13 protein-coding genes and 1 pseudogene are annotated in these 23,192 nt (G+C 40.5%); 6 read left to right on the forward strand and 8 right to left on the reverse strand.

Features of this window, described 5'->3' with window-relative positions:
* The first annotated feature begins 3 nt into the window (after positions 1-3).
* Positions 4-1,176, forward strand: a complete 1,173-nt coding sequence (locus LPB86_RS02655; protein ID WP_230640996.1) for an acyltransferase family protein — start codon at positions 4-6, stop codon at positions 1,174-1,176.
* Here LPB86_RS02655 and uxuA read toward each other — a convergent pair.
* Positions 1,166-2,338, reverse strand: coding sequence for a mannonate dehydratase (uxuA, locus tag LPB86_RS02660; protein ID WP_230640997.1), 1,173 nt, complete (start codon positions 2,336-2,338; stop codon positions 1,166-1,168). The two genes, LPB86_RS02655 and uxuA, sit on opposite strands and share 11 nt — an antisense overlap.
* A gap of 241 nt (positions 2,339-2,579) precedes the next feature.
* Between uxuA and LPB86_RS02665 the strand changes: the two genes are divergently transcribed.
* From LPB86_RS02665 to LPB86_RS02675, 3 genes are read left to right on the forward strand one after another with little or no spacing between them, the layout of a single operon-like run.
* On the forward strand, positions 2,580-5,672 hold the full coding sequence (locus LPB86_RS02665) for a TonB-dependent receptor (protein WP_230640998.1): 3,093 nt from the start codon (positions 2,580-2,582) through the stop codon (positions 5,670-5,672).
* A 23-nt stretch (positions 5,673-5,695) separates the two neighbouring features.
* Entirely contained in the window at positions 5,696-7,528 is a 1,833-nt protein-coding gene (locus tag LPB86_RS02670) for a RagB/SusD family nutrient uptake outer membrane protein (protein WP_230640999.1), read from the forward strand.
* A gap of 22 nt (positions 7,529-7,550) precedes the next feature.
* A complete protein-coding gene (locus LPB86_RS02675) occupies positions 7,551-9,209 on the forward strand; it encodes an endo-1,4-beta-xylanase (RefSeq protein ID WP_230641000.1) in 1,659 nt (552 codons plus the stop codon).
* A 70-nt stretch (positions 9,210-9,279) separates the two neighbouring features.
* On the opposite strand, the gene LPB86_RS02680 is transcribed toward LPB86_RS02675, so the two are convergent.
* Together LPB86_RS02680 and LPB86_RS02685 are read right to left on the reverse strand one after the other, a co-directional pair.
* Positions 9,280-11,199: a sialate O-acetylesterase gene (locus LPB86_RS02680; protein WP_230641001.1), complete on the reverse strand. Its 1,920-nt coding sequence runs from the start codon at positions 11,197-11,199 to the stop codon at positions 9,280-9,282.
* Positions 11,199-12,815 (reverse strand): DUF5597 domain-containing protein, encoded by a 1,617-nt coding sequence (locus tag LPB86_RS02685; protein ID WP_230641002.1) that lies wholly within the window; start codon positions 12,813-12,815, stop codon positions 11,199-11,201. Before LPB86_RS02685 ends, LPB86_RS02680 begins: the two co-directional genes overlap by 1 nt.
* A gap of 134 nt (positions 12,816-12,949) precedes the next feature.
* On the opposite strand from LPB86_RS02685, the gene LPB86_RS02690 reads away from it, so the two are divergent.
* Positions 12,950-14,596: a glycoside hydrolase family 43 protein gene (locus tag LPB86_RS02690; protein ID WP_230641003.1), complete on the forward strand. Its 1,647-nt coding sequence runs from the start codon at positions 12,950-12,952 to the stop codon at positions 14,594-14,596.
* A gap of 57 nt (positions 14,597-14,653) precedes the next feature.
* Here LPB86_RS02690 and LPB86_RS02695 read toward each other — a convergent pair whose 3' ends face one another.
* The 5 genes and pseudogenes from LPB86_RS02695 to LPB86_RS02715 all read right to left on the reverse strand — a co-directional run bounded on the left by LPB86_RS02695 (position 14,654) and on the right by LPB86_RS02715 (position 22,101).
* On the reverse strand, positions 14,654-15,754 hold the full coding sequence (locus tag LPB86_RS02695) for a glycoside hydrolase family 43 protein (protein WP_230641004.1): 1,101 nt from the start codon (positions 15,752-15,754) through the stop codon (positions 14,654-14,656).
* Positions 15,755-15,757: 3 nt separating this feature from the next.
* Entirely contained in the window at positions 15,758-18,622 is a 2,865-nt protein-coding gene (locus tag LPB86_RS02700; RefSeq protein WP_230641005.1) for a glycosyl hydrolase 115 family protein, read from the reverse strand.
* An 11-nt stretch (positions 18,623-18,633) separates the two neighbouring features.
* Positions 18,634-19,392 (reverse strand): annotated as a pseudogene (locus LPB86_RS02705) (SDR family NAD(P)-dependent oxidoreductase); the annotation flags it as partial.
* A 7-nt stretch (positions 19,393-19,399) separates the two neighbouring features.
* Positions 19,400-20,425, reverse strand: coding sequence for a LacI family DNA-binding transcriptional regulator (locus tag LPB86_RS02710; RefSeq protein WP_230641007.1), 1,026 nt, complete (start codon positions 20,423-20,425; stop codon positions 19,400-19,402).
* Between the two features lie 143 nt (positions 20,426-20,568).
* The gene (locus tag LPB86_RS02715) at positions 20,569-22,101 is read right to left on the reverse strand and encodes a glycoside hydrolase family 10 protein (protein WP_230641008.1); all 1,533 of its coding nucleotides are present in this window, start codon (positions 22,099-22,101) and stop codon (positions 20,569-20,571) included.
* A gap of 181 nt (positions 22,102-22,282) precedes the next feature.
* Here LPB86_RS02715 and LPB86_RS02720 point away from each other — a divergent pair, with 181 nt between their 5' ends.
* Positions 22,283-23,191: a hypothetical protein gene (locus tag LPB86_RS02720; protein WP_230641009.1), complete on the forward strand. Its 909-nt coding sequence runs from the start codon at positions 22,283-22,285 to the stop codon at positions 23,189-23,191.
* The last annotated feature ends 1 nt before the right edge of the window (position 23,192 follow it).

The following is a 23,192-nucleotide window of genomic DNA, read 5'->3' on the forward strand; positions in this document are numbered from 1 at the left end:
AAAATGCAGCAAGGTCTGACAACAAAGAAACGCACACGTTTATTGTCTCTCGACTTTTTTAGGGGAGCTACGGTAGCAGGTATGGTATTGGTGAATAACCCGGGCGACTGGGGCAACATTTATGCACCACTTGAGCATGCCAGCTGGAACGGCTGCACACCAACAGACCTTGTATTCCCTTCTTTTTTATTTATTGTCGGTGTATCTATTGCTTACGCAATGGGCAGTAAGAAGAAAGATCCTTCACAACATAGCCATCTCATCATTAAGGCGCTTAAACGCGCCTTAATTTTGTTTGGCCTTGGCTTATTCTTAGCACTATATGGAAAAATATTAAGCTTAGAATTATTTACAGATCCAATAGAAGCCCTTAAAACAGTAAGAATTCCCGGGGTTTTACAACGTATTGCAGTCGTATTTTTCATCTGCTCGGTCATCTTCATCAAAGGCACACCCAAAAGTATTTTGAGCATGATGTTAGCTTGTCTGCTTATCTATTGGGCGCTCCTAACTTTTGTTCCCGTTCCGGGAACGGGTTTTCCAAATTTAGAAAAGGAAACCAACTTAGGTGCCTGGTTAGACCGCACGCTGCTTTCAGAAGCCCATTTATGGAAAAGCTCCAAAACATGGGATCCTGAAGGTATTTTGGGAACAATTCCAGCCATAGCTACTGGTTTATTCGGCGTATTGGTCGGAATTTATTTGAAACGCAGGGATGTTGAGCCTGCAACCAAAATTGCATGGTTATTTTCTATTGGCACGCTGTCGGTTTTTCTTGGGTTAACCTGGGGACTTCAGTTCCCAATCAACAAGGCGTTATGGACAAGCTCTTACGTTTTATATGCAGGAGGTATCGCCACACTTATTCTTTCTTTGTGTTATTGGATGATTGATGTCCAAAAATACCAGAGTTTTACTACCGCATTTGTGGTTTATGGCGTTAACGCAATTTTCGTATTCGTTGCCTCAGCTATGCTTCCGCGAACACTGAACCTTATTCAAATGAACACCCCTGATGGCGGCAAGACTGGCTTCCATACCTGGCTATACCAGTCTTTCTTTGAACCTTACTTCTCTCCCCTAAATGCTTCTTTAGCCTGGGCAATCGTTTTTGTATTGTTCTTTTTGATTATCCTTTGGTTCATGTACAAAAAGAAGATCATCATTAAAGTCTAAAAAGGCTATTTCTAATCCCCATTTCCAATCCCCGAAGTTCTGCTAAACCTTTTAACCTGCCAATTGCGGAATAACCCGGATATGGATTTTTCGAGAGGTCATCCAGCATCTGATGTCCATGGTCAGGCCGCATAGGTATAGACCTCTGCTCATTCTTCATCAAGGCAACTACCTCCTTCACCACTTCGTACATATTGGCGTCGCCTTCCAAATGGTTGGCCTCATAAAAATTACCTTCTTCGTCACGTTTAGTACTACGCAAGTGGAGAAAATAAACTTTGGACCCCAACCTTTGAAGCATCCCGGGAAGGTCATTGTCTGGTCTTGCACCAAAAGAACCACTACAAAAACAAAGTCCGTTAGACTTGGCAGGAACAGCGTCAAATATCGCTTGTACATCGGTCTCAGTACTCATAATCCTGGGGAGACCCAAAATAGGATAAGGGGGATCATCTGGGTGAATAGCCAGCTGTATAGCATAAGCATCTGCAGTCGGGGTAATTTCAGATAAAAAAAGAATCAGATTAGCCCTTAGTACTTCTGGCGTTATCTCTTTATAGCCTTCAAGTAAGGCCAACACCATTTCTGTAGTAAAATGTGTTGTGCTACCTGGTAGGGCCTGTAAGCAAGAGCTTAGTAGCTTCTCCTTAGCAGTTCCGCTTAGTGTAGCAAAGAGTTTTCTTGCTTTGGAGATTTCCACATCGCTATAATCCTTCTCTGCATCAGGTCTTTTAAGCATAAAAAGATCAAATGCGATAAAGGCAGCTTTTTCAAAACGTAAAGCCAAGGCTCCTGTATCTGTTTTAAACATTAAATCGGTCCGCATCCAATCCAGCACGGGCATAAAATTATAAGTCACAACATAAATGCCACACTTTGCGAGATTAATCAGGCTGGTTTTATAGTTATCTATATATAAGGCGTAGTTTCCATTTCGCTTTTTGATGTCTTCATGAACGGGTAAACTTTCTACCACTTCCCATTTCATATTGTATTTTTCAACTTCCGCCTTTCTAACCAGAATTTTGTCGAGAGTCCAAACTTCTCCAACTGGAATTTGGTGAAGTGCGGTTACAACTCCAGAGCAGCCTGCCTGCTTTATGTCCTGAAGACTTACGATATCATTGGGTCCATACCAGCGCATGGTTTGAATCATGTTCATATTAAACGTATTTAAAGAAGTGCAATCGATATTCTACAATAATAAGGCTTATAATGTACTGAGAAGCATATTTCAAAAATAAATAAAAATATTTTATGCAATCGGTTGCATTTAATATTTTTTTATTCTACTTTTATCATAACCAAATATATCGCATGCCTTCCCCCCTTAAGTGTCAGGAAGATAGGCTGCGGTTAATTTAGCAAGCTGTCAGGTAGACTGTAAATTAAATTAAACCCTTATGAAAAAACTCAAACAAAAATTTTGTTTAAGAAGTGTATCGCTATTGATACTTCTTTTAGGCCTCGCACCTAGCTTGCTTTTTGCCCAAAGCATCCTAAAAGGAAAGGTACTGGATGAAAAAGGCATGCCTTTGCCGGGCGCCGGTATTAAGCTTAAAATTTCCGGAAAAGCTACGGTAACCGACAATGCCGGTAACTTTACCATCTCTGCCCCGCAGAATGAAAAAACCCTGATCATTTCCTTCATCGGTTATCCATCCCAGGAAATTGAGATTAAAAGTGGTACCACACTATATAATATAGTACTGAGTCCCGATGCTAAGAACCTTAATGAGGTCGTTGTAATCGGCTTTGGAACTCAAAAGCGGAAAGATGTAACGGGTGCTATTGTTTCCTTAAGCGGCTCGGCAATTAAAGATGTCCCTGTAGCAAATATTCAACAAGCTTTACAAGGAAGATTGGCAGGTGTTGAGGTTCAATCTACAGGTACAAGGCCGGGATCTAATTCTAGAATTAGGATTCGCGGAGAAAGGTCAATATATGGCTTAAACGACCCTTTGGTAGTACTCGACGGAATCCCATTTAGCGATAACGGCGGAGGACTAAACGACATAAATCCTGATGATATAGCTACTATTGATGTCTTGAAAGATGCATCTGCCACCGCGATTTATGGATCAAGAGGAGCAAATGGCGTTATCTTAGTTACCAGTAAAAGAGGAATTGCCGGTGATACCAGAGTATCACTCAATAGCTACTATGGTTTTAGTGAAATTACCAGAAAATATGACGTTTACAATGCAGATCAATACAGGGCTTTAAGAGACTACTCTATTTACAATCAAGATTATTTGGCCGATGAAAAGCAAGGTATTGCTTCAGGAAGAAATACCGACTGGCAAGATTTATTGTATAAAAACGGCTATATGACCGACAATAATATAACGGTATCCGGAGGAAGCGATCAGAGTCAATTTTCATTCGGAGGGGGTTATTTTAAGCAAACCTCTGTATTACCCAGTCAAGATTTTAGCCGTGGTTCTTTTAAGGCAACTGGTGATTTTAAAATAGGGAAGCGAATTAAAGTCGGATTTAATAACATTACCAATTATAGTATTAACAATGGTGCACAATTTGGGCTTAATGTTTTCCCTTTATTGTCTTTAAGCCCTTTGTCATCTCCTCTTAATCCCGACGGCTCTATCAACAAAAAACCAGCGGGTAATCTTGATGATTTAAATACTACATACAATCCACTGCTGTTGAAAACAAACGAAAATCAATGGGTAGACCGGGTACGTCGTTTCAGGACATTTAATAGTTTATTTGGCGAAGTGGAAATTTATGACGGGTTAAAATACAGGTTAAATGTGGGTTTAGACTTCAATCAGGAAGAAGGGGGCCAGTTTAGGGGAGCCGACAGCTATTTTAGACCTGGTTTGGGTAACACAGCTACTGTAACCAATGGAACCGGCACAAAATATGCCCTAGATAATTTACTTACCTATGAAAAGACCATTGCAGAGAAACATAGAATATCCGTAACTGGACTATTTGGAATTGAGAAACAACAATTTCACAGTACTTCAATAACGAAAGACTCAATCACTTCAGACTTTGTCCAATTTTATAACTTGGGGCTTTCATCTGTTGGCCCTACCGCAGTTTTAGGCGGAAGTGAAGTATCCTCTACATTAATCGCTGCCATGCTAAGGGCAAATTATGTATACGACGATAAATACATGATTACCTTAACCGGCAGAAGCGATGGTTCTTCCCGTCTTGGAGTAGGAAATAAATGGAAACAATATCCTGCAATTTCGTTAGGCTGGAGTATTACCGACGAAGAGTTTATGAAAAACTTAAAAACTTTTTCCAACCTAAAGCTACGTGCAGGTTACGGTATTACCGCCAGTCAGGCAGTGCCAGCCTATAGTACCTTGGGCGGCGTAACATCTAACGGGGTTCGCTACAATTACGGAAATTCTTCACAAACAGGATATTATGTTTCAAAAATAGTTGACCCGAATTTGGATTGGGAATATACTAAAACTACAAATGTTGGTCTGGATTTTGGCATATTGAGCAATAGAATTACCGGTAGTATTGATTGGTATACCGCAAAAACTGACAAACTCTTATTCGACATCCCTTTACCTCCCACTGCCGGTGTTAGTGAGCCTTATCTAACCAACGCTGGAAATGTAAGCAATAAAGGTCTGGAAGTTGCATTATCAAGCATAAATATAAAATCTGAAAATGGCTTTTCCTGGAGCACAGACTTAAACTTTTCTTTTAATAGAAATAAGGTTGATGCTTTATATGGAAATGTAACACAAATAGTAAATGCTCAGCTATTTATAGGTCAGCCTTTATCTGCTCTTTATGATTATAAAAAGTTAGGTATCTGGCAAACTGACGAAGCAGCAGAAGCTGCAAAATATGGTTTCGTGCCAGGACAGCTAAAGTTAGAGGATCACAATGGCGATGGTAAATTAACCGTGGATGATAAATATGTTATAGGAAGTGGGCAGGCAGATATACAAGGCGGAATGACCAACCGTTTTAGCTTCAAAGGTTTCGATTTCTCATTTGTTCTTTATGCGCGTTTTGGAGGAACGCTAGTTAGTCAGGTTCATCAACCTTTAGCAGGCTACCTGACTATAAATGATGGACGTAGAAATCAGATCGCAGTTGACTATTGGACACCTACAAATCCTACAAACTCCTTTCCATCTCCAAATGTAGCGGGCGGACTGATTAGCTCGCCTTTAACTAGTGATGCCGGTACCACATTGGGTTACTTTGACGCAAGTTTTATTAAAGTAAGAAGCATTAACCTAGGCTATTCTTTTAGCAGTGATTTAGCAAAGAAATTAGGCGCGCAGAAATTTAAAATCTATGTAGCAGCGCAAAATCCTTTCATCCTTTACTCCCCTTATGTTAAAGCGGGCGGTATAGATCCGGAGCCAAATGGAACTGGCAACCAAGGCGTCCAGAATCCAGGAAACATAACTTCAAGAGCACTTACAATTGGCGCAAACATCCCTCCAACAAGAGCATTCTTGGCTGGATTAAACGTTACTTTTTAATGGTTCAAATTAAATTCAAGAAAATGAAAACAAGATATTTTATTAAGGCCATATTATTTTCTGCACTAATTATGTTTGGAGGGTGCAAAAAAGCTTTAGAGGAAAATCCACATACCGTGTTTACTACCGACTATTTCAAGACTGCGGAAGGTATACAATCTGCAATAAATTCTGCATATTCCGGCTTACGTTATGATTATGGACCCATTGGAGCAGTTTTGCTGGCAAATATGGGAACAGACGAATTCACTTTTGGTGACCAGGGAAATTCCGGGCAGACATTGGAGTTGGGAACCTACCAAATTCCCCCTACAAATGGTTCAATCTTAACTCCATGGAATAGGAACTATTCAAACATTAACCTTTGTAATGCCATTCTGCAATTTGCGCCTAATGTAACGATGGGCGACCAGGCAAGGAATGTCATCATGGCAGAAGCAAGGTACTTACGGGCACATTATTACCTTTTACTGGTAGAGCAGTTCGGTGCCGTACCGTTAGACCTTGGTTCCGGAGACTTGGTATTCACAGACGTTGCTTTTTTTGGTTTTAATCGTCTACCAACTAGCGATGTATTAAAAAAAGATTACCAGGCGATGATCACTGATTTGATTTTTGCGAGTCAGAACCTTCCTGTTGTTAGACCCACAGGAGCTTTCAAACTTTCTCAGTCCGCAGCATTACATCTGTTATCAAAAGTGTATTTGTATCGTGCCTATTCTGATGCCAAAGAATCATCCGACTTTAATAATGCTTACAAAACGGCAATGGAGTTAATTAACAATAAAGCAAAGTACGGGACAGATCTGCTTCCTGACTACAGCCAGATCCATAAGCAGGGAAATGATTATAATAGAGAGGTTTTATTCTCAATAGAACGTTTGCCATTGAATAATGCGAATAACGAAGTTGCCAGTCCGGGAACGGAATTCGCAAACAAGGCTAATATTGCCAATAACTTGTTTAATTGCAATTACCAGAATGCAGCTACCGTAGGTGGCGTTTCTTTAATAGATGATAGACCATTACAGTATGGACGCCCATTACGCCAATTGGCCCCAACTTCGTTTCTTGTCAACTATATTTTTGCTGATAAATTAAACGATAGCCGTTATGATGCCAGCTTCAGAACGATGTGGCGTGTAGCTACATTGCGTACCGGAGCTGACCTGGAAACATTTAAAGCAAAATTAGCTACTGTAGGCTTTGCAATCGGGGACACAGCTATTTATTTAGCGCCAACTGATGCCAGAGCTACACAACTAAAAAATGCGGGTAAAAAGTATAAAATTTTAGGCCCCTCAGAATTTTGGTCAAATCAGAATAAGACCAACCAGTTATATCCAAATTTAAAAAAATATGATGACAGTGTCCGCAACAACTTTCAAGATGCTTCAGGCAGGCCATTTATCGTTGCTAAGCTATCAGAAGTATACCTCATAGCCGCTGAAGCAGCTTTGCAAGATGGTCATCCAATTGATGCCGTACCTCTTATCAATACATTAAGAGAGCGGGCAGCTTTTCGTGCCAATATATCTGCAACAGATCTCGCAACACGAAAGGCTGCGATGACGATTACTTTAGCGCAGATTAATCTTGATTTTATACTAGATGAACGAAGCAGAGAACTATGTGGAGAAAGTGTGCGCTGGCCGGATCTTGCTGTTAGAAAAAAGCTAGTAGAAAGAGTTAAGACGCTAAATCAAGGCACAAGCACTCCTCATAATCCAGATGGAGCACCAAACGTCAAGGACTTTCATAATTTAAGACCAATACCGCAAGACCAGATATTCAGTATAGTAGATCCAACTGGAGATCCAAACAGAAACAAGTATCAAAACCCTGGTTATTATTGATAAATTGATTAAGAAGATTAAAATGAAAAATAAACTAATTATATCTTGCTTGCTGTTGTTAACAGCAGCAGGGATGTGTTCTTGCAAAAAAGACATCTATAACGGGGCTAATAGTCTGGCAGAACTGCAATTCACGGACAGTACAGCTGTTTTAAAATCCTTAGTGTCTTTTCCATTAGGAATGGCTGCAGAATATCCCTTGTCATCTACAAATAACAGTTATTGGTCAGTTGTTAAAAGAGAAGCGGGCTGGATTACTTTTGGCAACGAGCTCAAAAATGATGCAGTTGTTAAAAGTGACGGAACTTACGATTTTACCAGAGCAGACAATTTTTTAAACCTGGCTACAACAGCGGGAATAAAGGTCTTCGGTCATACCCTGGTTTGGCATTCTCAACAAAGAGCATCTTACTACAATAGTTTAATTGGCGGTGGTGGTAGTGGTTCTGGGCCTACAAATTTGGTAGTTAACCCCGGTTTCGAAACTACAACAGTTGCAACTACAGCAGAACCCGCAGACGGATGGTCGGTCTTAAACGGAGCTGGCCAATTTGTAAGTACCGGTACGAATGTTAACGGGGGTGCAAAAGCGCTGCAAGTTAATGTCCCTGCGGGTGGACAGAACTACAATACCCAGCTGATTACCAAAGCTCAGATTCCGGTTACCGCTGGTAAAACGTATACCATTTCTTACTATATCAAAGGAGCAACAGCGCAAAATGTCCAATTTGAAATCAGGCCTTACTCAGGCACAACTGCTGGTTCAGTAAACTATCAGGGTGGTAAGCCGGTTACAACTTCTTACGCAAAGGTGTCATATGATTATGCGGTACCTGTAGGCGTAACCGCAATGCAATTGGCTTTTGATTTAGGGGGAACACAAAATACCCTTTATCTGGATGATGTGAGCATAACTGATGCTTCCATCGTGGCACCGCCAAGTGGCGGAGCATTAGCTACTATAGTAGATAACGCCATGAAAAACCATATTCAAAAGGTAGTAAGTCGCTACGTAGGGAAAATTACGGCCTGGGATGTTATTAATGAGCCATTTAGTGATGCGGCAGAATTAAGAAACAATACGAATACGCCAGTACCAAGTGGTAGAACCGACATTTTTGTCTGGCAAAACTATCTGGGCAGGGATTATGCCGCTAAAGCATTTACCTATGCAAGGGCCTCAGATCCAACAGCAGACCTATACATGAATGACTATAACCTGGAAGCAAGCACAGCTAAGTTAGATGCATTTGTAACACTTGCTAAAGAACTGAAAGCCGCCAACACGGGTATAACAGGTGTTGGAACCCAGATGCATTGCAATATCAATACATCATATACCCAGATTGACAACATGTTTCAAAAACTGGCGGCAACAGGATTAAAAGTAAGGGTTTCTGAGCTAGACATCAGGCTAAACCCTTCCAACAAAACTGGAAATGTAGGTGCATCAATTGCGTTGCAAAACCTCCAGGCAGCTATGTACAATTATGTAGCTAAATCGTATTTAAAATATGTTCCGGAAGCGCAACGCGGAGGAATCACCGTATGGGGAGTTGCTGATAGTGATAGTTGGATAACGACTAGCCTGGCACAGAATGATGCGCCATTGTTATTTAACGCTACCTATGGAAAGAAACCCGCCTTCTCTGGCTTTGCCAAGGGATTGAAAGGTCAATAACCATGTTCTTTTAGTAAGAAAACGGGGGCTTCCAAAGTTTTGGCTGCCCCCGTTTTTTTTGCAGCAGATTTTATTTAACCGCAGCCTCAAACGGAGAGGCTGGTAACCCTTCACCGTTATAGAGATTGGCACCTTCTGGATTATCTGCCCAGGCATAACGAACATAGAAAGGTGTTGGAACGGCGGCATTCCAAACCATAATTTTATTGCCGGTAATTTCAGCTTTTGCCCATACAAATTTTCTATCAGCACCGGCAACAGAAAAATATTTCAATTCAGTACCACCTTTAGCTACAAGTCCTTTTCCTACATCAGCAAAACTCAACACTAATTTATTGCCATCTAAAGTCACCGATTTAAACGAAGGACCAGTAGGCACAATTTTACGGTCACCGTAAACCAGAGATTCAGCTTGTAAGGCTATTCTTTTCCCAACATCTTGTTTATTTAATGGATGAATGTCATTCCATTCGCCTAAATCTATAGCTACCGCCATGGCGGTATTTTCAAGTGCCAACAGTTTACGCTGTTGTTCTCTCAGTTCAGCCCAGCTACTCTCCGTAGGCATGGCCTTCAGGCCCATAAATCCAGGCAATTGAACGTAAATGAAAGGAAGTTTACCAATACCGAAAGTAGTCCTCCAATCTTTAACCAGCACCTGCATCAGGTCATAATATTCTTTTGAATTGCCCGTATTCGCCTCTCCCTGATACCAGAGCGCCGCTTTAATTTTATAATCCCTCAATGGGGCAATCATTGCATTGTATAAGCCCGAAGGTTTCCATCTTACAAATGTCGGCGATGGAGCAGCTTCCGTTTTTGCGCCCAATATGTATTTCCATGACCCTTTTAAATCAATGGTGTCCCGATCCGCAATAAGCTGATAATCCTTGTCCATTACAAAACCACCATTTCCAGAATTGTTAATGATCCTAACTGTAATTGTATTTTTTCCTTCTTTTAAAATACCTGGATTAAAGAGATACCTTCGAGGAGGATATTGATAACTGGTTGTACCTACAAACTGACCATTAACAAATGTAGAGTCTGCATCCACAATTCTTCCTAAAATCAATTTCACAGGTTTGCCGGTCATGGATTTTGGAACGTTAACATCCTTTTTAAACCAAACTACACCATTGGCTTTACCCAAAGTGCTGTTTACCCAATAGCCAGGAACTGACATTTCTTTCCAGTCTAAATCATCTACATCCGCTTTCCAATGTTTTTTCAGGCCTTCGTCTTTGGTATTTAAATTTCTGTACCAGGCTCTGGACAATGCCTGATCGGTGGAGTCAATCTTTTTTATTTCCCGATCGTCCTTAAACTTTTGAAGTTCGGCATAATAACCTGGAAAATTTTTAACTGCATTTTCACTCATCCAGGATTGTGCAGGCGAGCCTCCCAATGCGGCATTAATAATCCCGACCGGAATATGATACTTTTTATTGATCTCTAAGGCAAAAAAGTACGCTACCCCAGAGAACTCTAAAACCGATTGAGGGTTTGCAGACTGCCAGATACCATTTGAAAGGTCCTTTCGTTGTACATTAAAATCATATTCATCTGGCACCAAAAACTGTCTGATATTAGTATTTTCACTTCTGGCAATTACATCCCGGTATTGATCAGCTAACCGCCCCATAGGCAACTCCATATTAGACTGACCACTGCAAAGAAAAACATCTCCAAATAAAATATCTTTAAGTACAAGCTGATTGCTTGCTTGAAAAATCATTTCATATGGCCCGCCGGCTTTCTGAGGAGGAAGCTGTATTACCCAGCTGCCATTTCTATCAGCCTGACTTAAGTATTGTTTTTTATTAAATTTTAAAGAAATCCGCTCGTTTGGTGCCGACCAACCCCAGATTTTAATGGTTTCGTTTCGCTGTAAAACCATTCCGTTACTGATCAGTTTTGGTAATTTTATTTGTCCAAAGCTAATGGCGTTACTAAGTAATAAAATAGCGGCTAATGTCCAGATTTTCATTATTGATAGGTATAAAGTTTAATTTTTTGAATACTATAATCTCCTTCAGGAATCCTCAAATGTCTTCCCTGATGGTTTTGGTCGCCATTCATCCTTAAACCTGGCATCCATTTTCCCTCTTCAAAAACGCCTTCATCTATACTGGCAATTCCAGCTCTGGACTTTTCCTTTAAAGGCTTAAAAGTGGCTACAATACCGGTTCCGGCAATGATAAATTCATCGGCAGCAAGTTGAATAATTAATCCGCCAGTAATTGGCCAGACCTCATCCTTAGCTTTGGCCGACCAGCCCAAATTTAAATCGTGGGAGAATGAAAAAATATAATCTCCTAAGCGAAGCTCTTGTTTGGTATTCGTTTTATCGAAAAGCACTCCGTTAATTGTTCCTTTACCCTGGTGTTCAAGAACAATTGGCGCCAACTGCTCCAGAAGCTTATAAGCACCAGAAATATCTGCATTCATTTTTTCATCGCCATTTTCAATGGAGAAAGGCGAAAACCCCATGGAATCGTAATGCCCAATGGCATAAAATGCCTTAGCTCCAACACCCTGTTCAAACCTAATCTCGGGAATAAATAAGGTGTTGCCTCCGCGTACATAGAGGTCGTTCCAATATTTAAAATCCGGATTATAAAAATCAGGGGATAACATATCTATACTTTTTGCCGCAGCCTTCCAAATATCCATTAAATGCGGTAACGGTCCTGCACTGGGGTACTCTCCAGGTTTTGCTTCCCTTTTATAGTTCAGTGCAGCATTTAAATACATGGGTAAGTTATATTTTCTCTTCCCTGCCTGCGCAAGCCTATTGATAAAATCAGCATAGTACCAGGCCATAAAAATTTCATCGGTGGCCAGGCTTTTCCCAAATACCTCTTCCCATGTCCCCCCGGTTTTGGATCCATTTTTTGCCCATAATGAATTAAACTCAGGCATCAGGGCCGTTCTGTTCTTTTTGAGGTAATCGAATAAAGCAGGGGGTACAGGCTTTTTGAAAGCAACATCAGCCAGAGGACTATGGTCTCTGGCTTCCGGTAACATCCCTATTTCATTCTCTACCTGAATCATCAACACCGTCTGCTCTTTGCTGTCCACCTTTTTTATAAAACTCATTAACGCCTCAAAAGCCTTTACATCCGAGTTTAAACTGTTTTCAGAAAACGGGCTCAATATATCTTGTGCAATACCATTTTTATCGGTTGCCCGGGGAAACCTTTTTTGATCTGTTTTTACCCAATAAGGCGCATAACAAGACATGCTATTTTTCCAGGCGCCAAACCATAAAAAGATGAGCTTCATGTCATTCTTCCTGGCATTTACAATCAAATCATTAACGAGATCCATATTGAATTTTCCTTCTTCCGGCTCTATCAGTTCCCAGTAAACTGGTGCCAAAATGGTATTGGCGTGTAAGCTCTTTACTTTGCCCCATATCGGTTTCATGTAATTTGTATTAGAAGAACTGGAGTTTCCCAGTTCACCAGCCAAAATTAGATAGGGCTTGTCTGCCACGTAAAGCTGTCTGGTACTCCCCTGAACTTTTAAATAGGGTTGAGCGAATAAGTTTGCTGCCGAAAAAAGCAGAAAGATGAACAAAAGGAAAGAATTTTTTATCATGATCTTATTTGGTTAGGTCTCAGTTTTCTATTAAAATAGAGTACTAAAATAGGAAAAATAATAGTTATTGCAATCGGTTGCATTTTTAATTTTGATTCTCTATCTTTCAGCTTCTAACCAAATGATCTCCAACCATGAGAAACTGCTTTTTACTATTTTTTATTTGCTTAACATTTGAGACTTCAGCACAGTCTAAATTTATAAATCCTGTTCTTTCAGGGTTCTACCCAGACCCGAGCGTAACCAAAGTAGGCCCAGATTACTATTTGGTCAACTCTACCTTTTCCTACTTTCCCGGCATTCCTGTTTTCCATAGTAAGGACTTAAAAAACTGGAAGCAGATTGGCAACGTTATAGACCGGCCAACACAAATGAATTTTTTGGGCGATGCGGTTACCAGGGGCTTATTTGCACCTTCCATCAACTATCGTAACGGAACTTACTATGTAACCTGTACACTGATTGACCGCAAGGGCAATTTTGTAGTTACCGCAAAAAATCCAGCTGGTCCCTGGAGTGATCCCGTGTGGCTGCCCCAGGTAAAAGGAATTGACCCCTCTTTGTTTTTTGACACCAACACGGCATACATTGTTTACAACAGCGACGCCCCAGATAACAAGCCTCTATATAGTGGACACCGCACCATAAGGGCATATGAATTTGACCTCACAACATTAAAAGTTAAAGGCGAAGAAAAACAGTTGGTAAATGGTGGGGTAGACTTAAGTAAAAAACCTGTTTGGATAGAAGGCCCACACATCTTCAAAAGAGCCGACTGGTATTATTTATGTGCTGCAGAAGGTGGTACATCCGTAAACCATTCGCAAGTAATTTTTAGAAGTAAATCAGCCACAGGACCATATGTTCCCTACGAAAACAACCCAATACTAACCCAGCGAAATTTAGATCCCAGCCGTAAAAACCCCATAACTTCTGCTGGTCATGCTGAACTTGTGGAAGGACCGGATGGGAAAACTTATGCCTTATTTTTAGCTGTAAGACCATATGAAGGTGACTTCTACAACACAGGCAGAGAAACATTTATTGCACCAGTAAAATGGACAAAGGGATGGCCAGTTATAAATCCCGACTTCGAGGCACTGCAGTACAGTTATCCTATGCCATTTAAAGAAGTAAAACAAAAAAATACAGCTCCGCAGAATGGGAATTTCAGTTATAGGATTGAGTTTAAATCGTCCCTGGATCCTGCACTTTTATTTTTAAGAACCATAGACAGCAGCTGGTATAAGCTGGATAAAAGTAATGGATTAACTTTAAATCTATTGCCAGAAACCTGCATGGGTACAGGAAATCCTGCCTTTATTGGAAAACGCCAGCAACACCAGGTTTGCACAGCCAGCACTTTATTGAACTTTAGCCCAAAAAACGAAAGTGAAAAAGCAGGAATGCTCATCTTCCAGAATGAATATCATTTCTATTACCTCTGCAAATCAGTAGACAAAGGACTTGAGGTATTGCAGCTTTATAAAGGAAGCCCGCAGACCAAATCAATGGACTTGCTGAGTCAATTAGCCATTGAAAAACACATAGGGGAGCTTCAATTAAAAATTGAAGCCAAAAATGATAAGTACAATTTTTATTATGCAACTGCACCTACGCAATGGAAAACGTTAAAAGAAGGAGTTGATGGCAAATTTTTAAGTACCAAAACGGCGGGTGGTTTTGTTGGCTCCCTATTTGCGTTGTATGCCACCTCATCTGGACAACCATCGACAAATAAAGCTTCTTTTAAATGGCTTGACTACAGTGGAGATGAATAATTTATAAATAAAAAAACCTGACTAACGTGAGTTAGTCAGGCCTACAAAATGCAAAGATTATTTTACTATTGGTTCAATCAATTTGATCGTGCCATCCCCATTGTGCGATAATTCAGTTACTTTGATATTTCTTAAATGTGTTTTATTGGAGATCTCGGTATCGTGATAAAAAATATACCACTTGCCTTTTACCTCTATGATGGAGTGGTGAGTGGTCCAGCCCTGCACAGGATTCATAAAGGTTCCCTGATAAGTGAAAGGGCCGTAAGGACTATCTCCTACTGCCGAAGCCAGAAAATGAGTGTCGCCTGTAGAGTATGTAAAATAGTATTTACCATTGTACTTGTGCATCCAGCTGCCCTCAAAAAAACGTCTGTCATGATCTTTAGTCAGCAATGGTTTACCAGCTTTATCCAGGATCTGAATGTCTTTTACGCCACCGTCAAAACTTAACATATCTTTACTCAGCTTGGCCACCTTAGCCGGAATTGCAGGCTCTTCTTCTTTTCCTGAATCTGTTTTAGATCCATTCGCGTCATATTTTCCATTATTCCAACGCTGAAGTTGTCCGCCCCAGATACCGCCAAAGTACATATAGCTATTGCCATCCGTATCGGTAAACACTGCCGGATCTATACTTAAACTACCTTCCATAGGTTTAGGTTCCGCTTTAAATGGGCCTGCAGGATTTTTAGCTGTAGCTACGCCAATTCTAAATACGTCATTTTTATCCTTAACGGGAAAATATAGGTAATACGTACCATTTTTATAAGCCGCATCCGGAGCCCAAAGCTGACGACCCGCCCAGGGAATATCCTTAACACTTAATGCTACACCATGATCCTTTACGGTTCCGGAAATACTATCCATAGAAAGAATGTGGTAATCTTTCATGTCAAAATGATCTCCGTTATCATTTTCCGTAATTCCAGATTCCACGTCATGCGATGGATAAATGTAAATCTTGCCATCAAAAACATGAGCAGATGGATCTGCGGTATATATCTCTTTAATTAGTGGCTCAGAAAGAAACTTAGATTTAACTACAGTATCTTTTTGAACCGTCTGCACGGTTTTAGTGCTACTTTGCTGACAAGCACTTGTTAGGGCGATAGCCATGGCCATCCATATGCCAGATTGCTTCAATTGATTCATCATATATTAAGGATTATAATTGGTTTCTGTATAAAAGGTTTCCGGCGGACCCAAGTAAGATGGTTTCAAGCCACCAAGATCCAGCACCAGCTTCTGCAAAACAACACCGGGATTAACCATCCAGTATTTGAGAACATGTTTCCCAGGTTTATCAATTGTCAACGATGTTTCAAATATTTTGATGCTATTGGCTACCGACTTCTCCCATGCTGCAGGGGTTTTGTAATCGGCACTAATGTTAATCATAATGGGTGTGGCATCGTCTACAGATACGGCAAATTTTAATCCATCTGTATTTGTAAAATCAATTGTTGGAGATATATAGCTATGCAGCTTAAATGTCCCGGTCTGATTTAAATAAACAACATACTCCAGGTGTGCAGAACTGGAATCAAGCTTTTGCGGCTGTATAGTAACTGGCGTTGCAATCATACCCCCTTCGGTCTTGCCATAACCTGGAATAGTTTTCCAAAATACTGGTCTTGAATTTACCGCTTTTGAATAGTGTACTGCCTCCATAGAAACATATCCGTTTTGAGCTACAAAGCCGCTGATTTTTTGATCTGCAAACCTATTGTTGTCTATCGTTACGGGCAGCGTAATTTTAGAACCATCACTGCCGGTTACTAAAATTGACGTTTCTGTTTTTCCTGGAGGAGCCTTCAGCCAGTCAACCTTCAACCAAATCCTTTTTCCAGTATCCAAAGTACCCTTTAACGCATTTAATGTAACGTAAGCCGGCGCTTTAATATCATAGCCTAGCTTGCCCACCCCTGTATGAAAGAGCTCAAGGTAATGTGACTGATTGGAATAATAATTAAAAGTTGGGAATGGTATGTTAACCTTAGCTTTTCCAAACCAGGCAAGATCAGTTCCTTCTATAGATAATCCCATTGCATTTTTACCAGCTGCAATGGTAAAAATTTTAGGCATGGAATTGGAATCAGGTTGTTGCCAATACGTGTAACCGATATGCGTCTGATCCATCATGTGGTTCCATTTACCGTTTGCCATTACTTTATTGTAATAGTTGCTGATCTCCGCATCTCTTTGATAAAGATTTCTGGCCTTCTCAGCTAGTAAATTTGTTGCACTTCTACCCTGTTTAGCATATAGGTGATTTTTGGCGACAGCCAAATACAATGCATTTAAGTTAGCACTTGCTTCAACAGGATGCATAATCAGCTGGTAAAACGCATCTTTCTGATCTGCAGGAATGCGGTTATATACTAAGCGCGCACGCTCTTCCAATACATTGAAATCTGTAACCACCTGCTCAAACTCTTGATAATTAAGCAAGCTATACGTATTTTCATCCAATAACTCAGGCTTTCTTCTAGCATTGTATTTGAGGTATAAATCCTGAATTGCGGCTATCTCTATGGCATAGGTTTCTCCAAATTGTCTTGCTGCCCAATCTATACCATATTGTTTTAACTTTTCCGCAGGAATGGCATCGGGTGACCAGGCATAATCCAGGAAAAATTCTATCGGAAACTCCATCGGCTTAAGGTCGCCCACGTTTACAATCCAAATTTGGTTTGCATTGTGTTCATAGGCCAGGTTCATCTGCTCCCAAATCTTTTGAATAGGGTTTGTATTTACCCATTTGTAATTTCTTGGGTCCCCCACATAATCAAAGTGGTAATAAATACCATATCCGCCAGTTCTGGCAGGTTCTCCAAGTTTCGGCAGCTTACGGATGTTTCCCCAGTTGTCGTCGCTAAGTAAAAGGGTAACATCATCTGGTACACGCATCCCTTTGTCATAGTAATCCTGAACCTCTTTATATAATGCCCAAATCTGAGGTGTTTGCGAGGCTGGTTTTTTAGTCACCTTTTCAATAATGCTGCGTTGGTCCTTAACTATTTTTTCCAGTAAGGTGGTAGCTGTACCTTCTGCCATTGGCTCATCGCCATCACCACGCATACCCACTGTTATAATTTGTTCTTTATCTGCTATTCTTTTTAAGCCAGTTTCCCAAAAAGCCTTTAATTGCTCCGGGTTCTGGTCGTAATTCCATTTTCCACCCTTATATCTTTTCCACTCGTCATGCGCCCGGCTTAGCGGCTCATGATGTGATGTACCCATAACCACTCCGTATTCATCGGCCATTACCGGATTCAACTTATCATCATCATTAAATGCACTTCCCCACATGGCAGGCCATAAGTAATTACCTTTTAAACGCAGGATCAACTCAAATACTTTTTCGTAAAACTGATGGTTAAAGCCACCAAACTGCATTTTAGCCCATCCAGATAAAGCAGGCGCTTCATCGTTTAAGAATATGCCCCGGTATTTAACCGCAGGCGAGGCAATGACATGTCTCCCGCCAATAACGAATAAATTTTCGCTCTTTTTTACCGGTACGTCGGCCCAATAATACCAGGGTGATACCCCAACCTGATGAGACAACTCATAAATTCCATAAATTGTTCCACGCTTATCACTGCCCGCAATTACCAGGGCACTATCTACACCGGGCATTGGATTTATAACCACTTCAATTAAAGTACGCTCCCAGCTTCCGGCAATGCCAGCAACATCTATTTTACGGTTAGCAACCAGCTGGTCAATTACCTTACTTTGGCCAATGGTTCCTATAATAAGGGCCTTGCCAGCACTCTTGTTTACTAAAAGCTCTGGGGTAAGTCCGGTAACCTTCTGCAAATCTGTTTGCAGATCCCTTACAGCCCGGGTAACGCCAGGCCACTCGTTATCACTAATCACAATAGGGCTAACCCTACCTTTTGTTGCTACGGTAAAACTACCTGAACTGTATTTTTTGGCGATAAAAGGGTCCGTTACTGCTGCAAAGCTAAGTACATACCCCAACAGCAAAGTTGCCGTAACGGTGGTTCTTTTCATCTTATTGATCTTTAAAATCCTATAGAGTTCCCTCCATCAACCGGCATCACTACGCCAGTCACATATTTTGACGCCTGAGAGCAGAAAAAATAAACTGCTTCGGCTACGTCTTCCGGTTCCCCCATTTTACCCATTGGGGTCCTGGAAAAGACCTTATTCTTTCTTTCAGGATCTGCATCCAGCGCTTTTGCAGACATAGCTGTTTTTATAAATCCAGGCGCTACGCAATTGATGCGGATTCCTAATGGCGATAGTTCCGTTGCCATAGCCCTGGTCATGCCCTCTATGGCCGTTTTAGCGGCAGAATAGGCAATTACCTTCGGAATGCCGTATTGCGCCGCCATAGAGCTGATGTTTACGATACTTCCTTTCCCGGCTACCAGCATGTGTTTCACAACCTCCCGACTTACAGCAAATACTGAAGAGAGATTTGTTTGTATAACACTGGAAAAATCCTCGTCAGTCACCTCTACAAAAGCTTTTTTCATGTTGATCCCCGCATTGTTAACCAGGATGTCTATTTTTCCATAGTTTTCTTTAATCTCGTCAATTAATGCCGGAATAGCAGACAAATCCTGGAGATCCGCCACCCTATAACTGCACAATTCTCCAAATTCATTTGCGGCTGCTTTTAGCTTTTCCTCATTTCTACCAATAGCAAGAACCTGGATACCCTGTTCCACTAATTTTTTTGTAATTGCAAGACCTAAACCTGCGCCACCTCCTGTTACTATAGCAATTTGCGTACTCATGGATCTCCTAATAATTAATGATGATTTATTTTTTTCTGCTGGAAGAGGCCCTCACTATAAGTTCCGTATTAAGAATAACCGTACTGGTAAAGCTCAAATCTCCCTGACCATCTAAATGATTGATTAAAATTCTGGCGATATTTTCTCCCATTTCATTACCGGGATAGTTAATGGTACTGATGGCAGGTTCTGTAACCCGTGAAATCAGGTCATTATTAAAACCGATGATGGCAATATCTTCAGGAACCCTTAGCCCGGCTGCCTTAAATAAAGTTAAGGCAAAAGCAGCAGAAGAATCATTGGTTGTAAATAGGCCATCAGGTAATTTATCACGTTTCAACACCTCCGATATCGCCTCTTGTACAGCCTGCTCCGTTAGTTCATTTGAGATAAACAATTCCGGGTCAAATGCAATATTGTGATCTTGCAAAGCACGTTTATAGCCCTCAAAACGATCTTTATAAACATTCCTTTCTACATTACCGGTAAGGTGCAAGATAGATTTGCAACCCTGCTCCAATAGATGTGCAGTTGCGTTATAGCCAGCCTTGAAATTATCGATCACAACTTTAGTTGCTTTAAGTCCTTCTGCAATACGATCAAAGAAAATAACAGGAATGTTTTTGCTGATCATCGTATCAAAATGACTATAATCTCTGGTATCAGCAGCCAGAGAAACAATAAGGCCATCTACACGACTGTTAAACATGGTCAAAGCATTTGTCTTTTCCTTGGTTTCATGTTCAAAAGACTGGCTAATGATGAGATTATAGCCTGAATTGTTCAAAAGCTTTTCTATTCCTGATAAAACAGAGGAGATAAAAAGACTGTCCAGGCGTGGAACAATTACACCTATTGTATTTGTTTTTTGCTTACGTAAATTACTCGCAAATTTATTAGAGCGATAGCCCAGTTCCGTTGCCAGATCAAAGATCTTTTTCTTTGTCTTTTTATTAATAGCAGGATGATCCTGTAAACCCCTGCTTACGGTAGTGGCAGAGATATTCAGCTTCTCTGCCAGATCATAAATTGTGATTTCCTTTTTTTGCATGCGCACAAGAGTTTCCCCGTTCTATATTTGTACGCCTAAAGTAGGATTAATTTTTTAGAATTGCAATCGGTTGCAATTATTAATTACATGATATATTTGTTACCTGATAAAGCAAGTTTGGAATACAATATTGTTAAGTAAACTTAAAACTGTACACCAACCGGGCCGCTTGGATCGCTCTCATTTTTTAACCTGTCTAATGCCGTTAAAAGGTAGTTGTACCTTTTACCTTTTTCTACACTGGTATCTATAAAAGACGTAAAATCTTCAAAGCTAATTTTCAAAATATACCTGGGGTCTAAGATACCAGGCTTTTCACCCTCGTTAAATCTATAAATTACATAACCGGAGGCAGTTTCCCCATCTTTAGCTTTTAAAGGCTGGTCCCATTTCAGATGAACACCATCCTTCATTACTTCTGCGCTAAAGCTTTGCGGTGCATTAGGGACCACATCATCCAGCCAGGGCATTTGAGGGGGCAGTGCCGGGTATTTATAAAGGTTATTTTTTAAGGAGTCATTTAGTGCGCGGGCAACTGTGGTAAACGATTTTGAGCTAAAAAACACACTTCCCTGTACCCGGTTATTGTTCCTGATGTAACGAATCTGGTCTGGAATCTGAGCAGGTAAACGCCATGCTGCTTCCGCTTTCTGGTTAACCAGATAAGCAGCTTGCCCAATGTATAAATGCCTTCCAAATGTATTGTTGCTCCACCAGTTTACCAAAGTATCAAAAGGAGCGGCTTTTCTGGTAAAGCTAAAATATACCTGCGGATTGATGTAGTCTACCCATCCTTCTTTTACCCATTTCCTTGAATCGGCAAATAATTCCTCATAATTAGACATTCCGCTTGTTTTTGAACCCAGACTATCCTCCCTAAAGTTTCTCCAGATGCCAAAGGGACTAATACCGAATTTGACATGCTTTTTATAGTGATGGATACTATCATCCAACGTTTTAATTAACACATCAACATTGTTCCTGCGCCAGTCGGCGATATTTGCAAAATCAGCACCATATTTACTAAAGGTATTTGCATCATTGATGCGCTGTCCAGCAATCTGGTAAGGATAAAAGTAGTCGTCAAAATGGATCCCGTCCACGTCGTAACCTTTTACCACATCCAATACTACCTGCACAATATATTCCCTAACTTCAGGCAATCCGGGATCAAATTGCTTTTTGCCACCATAGGTAAAGAACAACTCTGGCCTTTTATTGGTCATGTGGTCCGGACTTACCACTTCATTTGCACCCATAGTTGCCCTGTAAGGATTAAACCAGGCATGCAATTCCATCCCTCTGAAATGAGCTTCTTTAATTGCAAAAGCCAATGGATCATAACCGGGAGCCGGGGCCACACCTTGTTTACCCATCAAATACCTGCTCCAGGGCTCCCTGGATTTGCTGTAAAAAGCATCAGCGGTGGGTCTAACCTGCAGCATAACGGCATTCATACCATTGCTTTTGTGCAGTTCAAGCAGCCCAATTAATTCTTGTTTTTGCTGATCAGCTGATAAGCCGGGCTTGGAAGGCCAGTCTATATTTGCTACGGTTGCTACCCAAACGCCTCTGAATTCGCGTTTTGGATTAATTTTTGCAGGCATTTGCCCATACAAAGAAGTCGTGATAGAAATTGTTGCAACAAGAGCTGCATAAACAATGTTTTTAAACATTTTAAGATGTTTGGTGAACGATAGGATTATTTGTGTATCTACAGCAAGTAACGATTTTTTTTAGTGTCTGATACAATTTGAGACGATTTTTTGTTAATTATTATTTTTTTTACACTATGTTCGCCCCCCTCAGGGAGGAAAAAATAAAGAATTTAAGGCGTAATAACTGATTTTGATTGAAATGCTAGAGAAAAAAGATGCTATAAACAGAGGTGATCGCAATAAAATATATTTTCTAATAGTTGTAATTGCTGCTTTATTAGGTACCAATGCGTATTTGTTTTTCAAAGACAAACACGAAAGTGAACGCTTTGTTACGGTCAATACTGAAAAAGATCGTCTTAAGCTTGAGGTGGAGAAAATTGAAGTTGAACTAGAGCGTGTTAATATCATTAATGTTTCTTTAAATGAGAAGCTCATCAGTGATCAAAAACTGGCCAGAGATAAAATAGCCGAGTTAAAACTTGCACTTGAAAAGGGACAGCTGACAAAAGGTGAGCTTGTTAAAGCTCAGGATGAGGTAAAACAGCTCAAAGAATTTGTAAAAAACTTTAATGATGAAATAGCCAGGCTTAACAAAGAGAACCTGTTCCTGAAAACGGAGAGAGACAGCCTGATCAAATCTGTATCTGCGGTAAATGAACGCGCTGAAAAACTTGCGCAAAAAAACTCCGAGCTTAACGCAAAAGTAAAAAGTGGCGCTGCCCTTAAGGCTTATAATGTAATTACTACTGCTTACAAAGTTAAAAGTAGTGGTAAAAATGTGGAAGTTACCAAAGCCAGCACTGCTAAAAAACTTACGGTTTACTTTAACATTGCAGCCAATACCCTGGCAGAAAAAGATTACCACAACATTTACCTCAGGGTATTTGACCCTGCGGGTAACCTGATTGCAAATGAGAACAATATGTTTGTGGCAGATGGCCAGGAAATGCAGTATAGCGATATGATTAGCATTTCTTACAACAATGACAATACGGCTTATAAAATAGATTGGGTAAACCCAATTCCTTTCATCAAAGGCAGCTATTCCGTAATTCTTTATGCAGATGGATTTACAATGGGCAAATCATCTGTGATTTTAAAATAGG

The sequence above is a fragment of the Pedobacter sp. MC2016-14 genome (assembly GCF_020991475.1).
GTDB lineage: Bacteria > Bacteroidota > Bacteroidia > Sphingobacteriales > Sphingobacteriaceae > Pedobacter.

What these genes read in the sequence shown, in the direction of transcription:
- LPB86_RS02690 (WP_230641003.1), top strand. Translation starts at nt 12,950, where the DNA reads ATGAGAAACTGCTTTTTACTATTTTTTATTTGCTTAACATTTGAGACT.
- LPB86_RS02720 (WP_230641009.1), top strand. Translation starts at nt 22,283, where the DNA reads ATGCTAGAGAAAAAAGATGCTATAAACAGAGGTGATCGCAATAAAATA.
- LPB86_RS02695 (WP_230641004.1), bottom strand. Translation starts at nt 15,754, where the DNA reads ATGATGAATCAATTGAAGCAATCTGGCATATGGATGGCCATGGCTATC.
- LPB86_RS02710 (WP_230641007.1), bottom strand. Translation starts at nt 20,425, where the DNA reads ATGCAAAAAAAGGAAATCACAATTTATGATCTGGCAGAGAAGCTGAAT.
- LPB86_RS02680 (WP_230641001.1), bottom strand. Translation starts at nt 11,199, where the DNA reads ATGAAAATCTGGACATTAGCCGCTATTTTATTACTTAGTAACGCCATT.
- LPB86_RS02675 (WP_230641000.1), top strand. Translation starts at nt 7,551, where the DNA reads ATGAAAAATAAACTAATTATATCTTGCTTGCTGTTGTTAACAGCAGCA.
- LPB86_RS02655 (WP_230640996.1), top strand. Translation starts at nt 4, where the DNA reads ATGCAGCAAGGTCTGACAACAAAGAAACGCACACGTTTATTGTCTCTC.
- LPB86_RS02665 (WP_230640998.1), top strand. Translation starts at nt 2,580, where the DNA reads ATGAAAAAACTCAAACAAAAATTTTGTTTAAGAAGTGTATCGCTATTG.
- LPB86_RS02715 (WP_230641008.1), bottom strand. Translation starts at nt 22,101, where the DNA reads ATGTTTAAAAACATTGTTTATGCAGCTCTTGTTGCAACAATTTCTATC.
- uxuA (WP_230640997.1), bottom strand. Translation starts at nt 2,338, where the DNA reads ATGAACATGATTCAAACCATGCGCTGGTATGGACCCAATGATATCGTA.
- LPB86_RS02700 (WP_230641005.1), bottom strand. Translation starts at nt 18,622, where the DNA reads ATGAAAAGAACCACCGTTACGGCAACTTTGCTGTTGGGGTATGTACTT.
- LPB86_RS02685 (WP_230641002.1), bottom strand. Translation starts at nt 12,815, where the DNA reads ATGATAAAAAATTCTTTCCTTTTGTTCATCTTTCTGCTTTTTTCGGCA.
- LPB86_RS02670 (WP_230640999.1), top strand. Translation starts at nt 5,696, where the DNA reads ATGAAAACAAGATATTTTATTAAGGCCATATTATTTTCTGCACTAATT.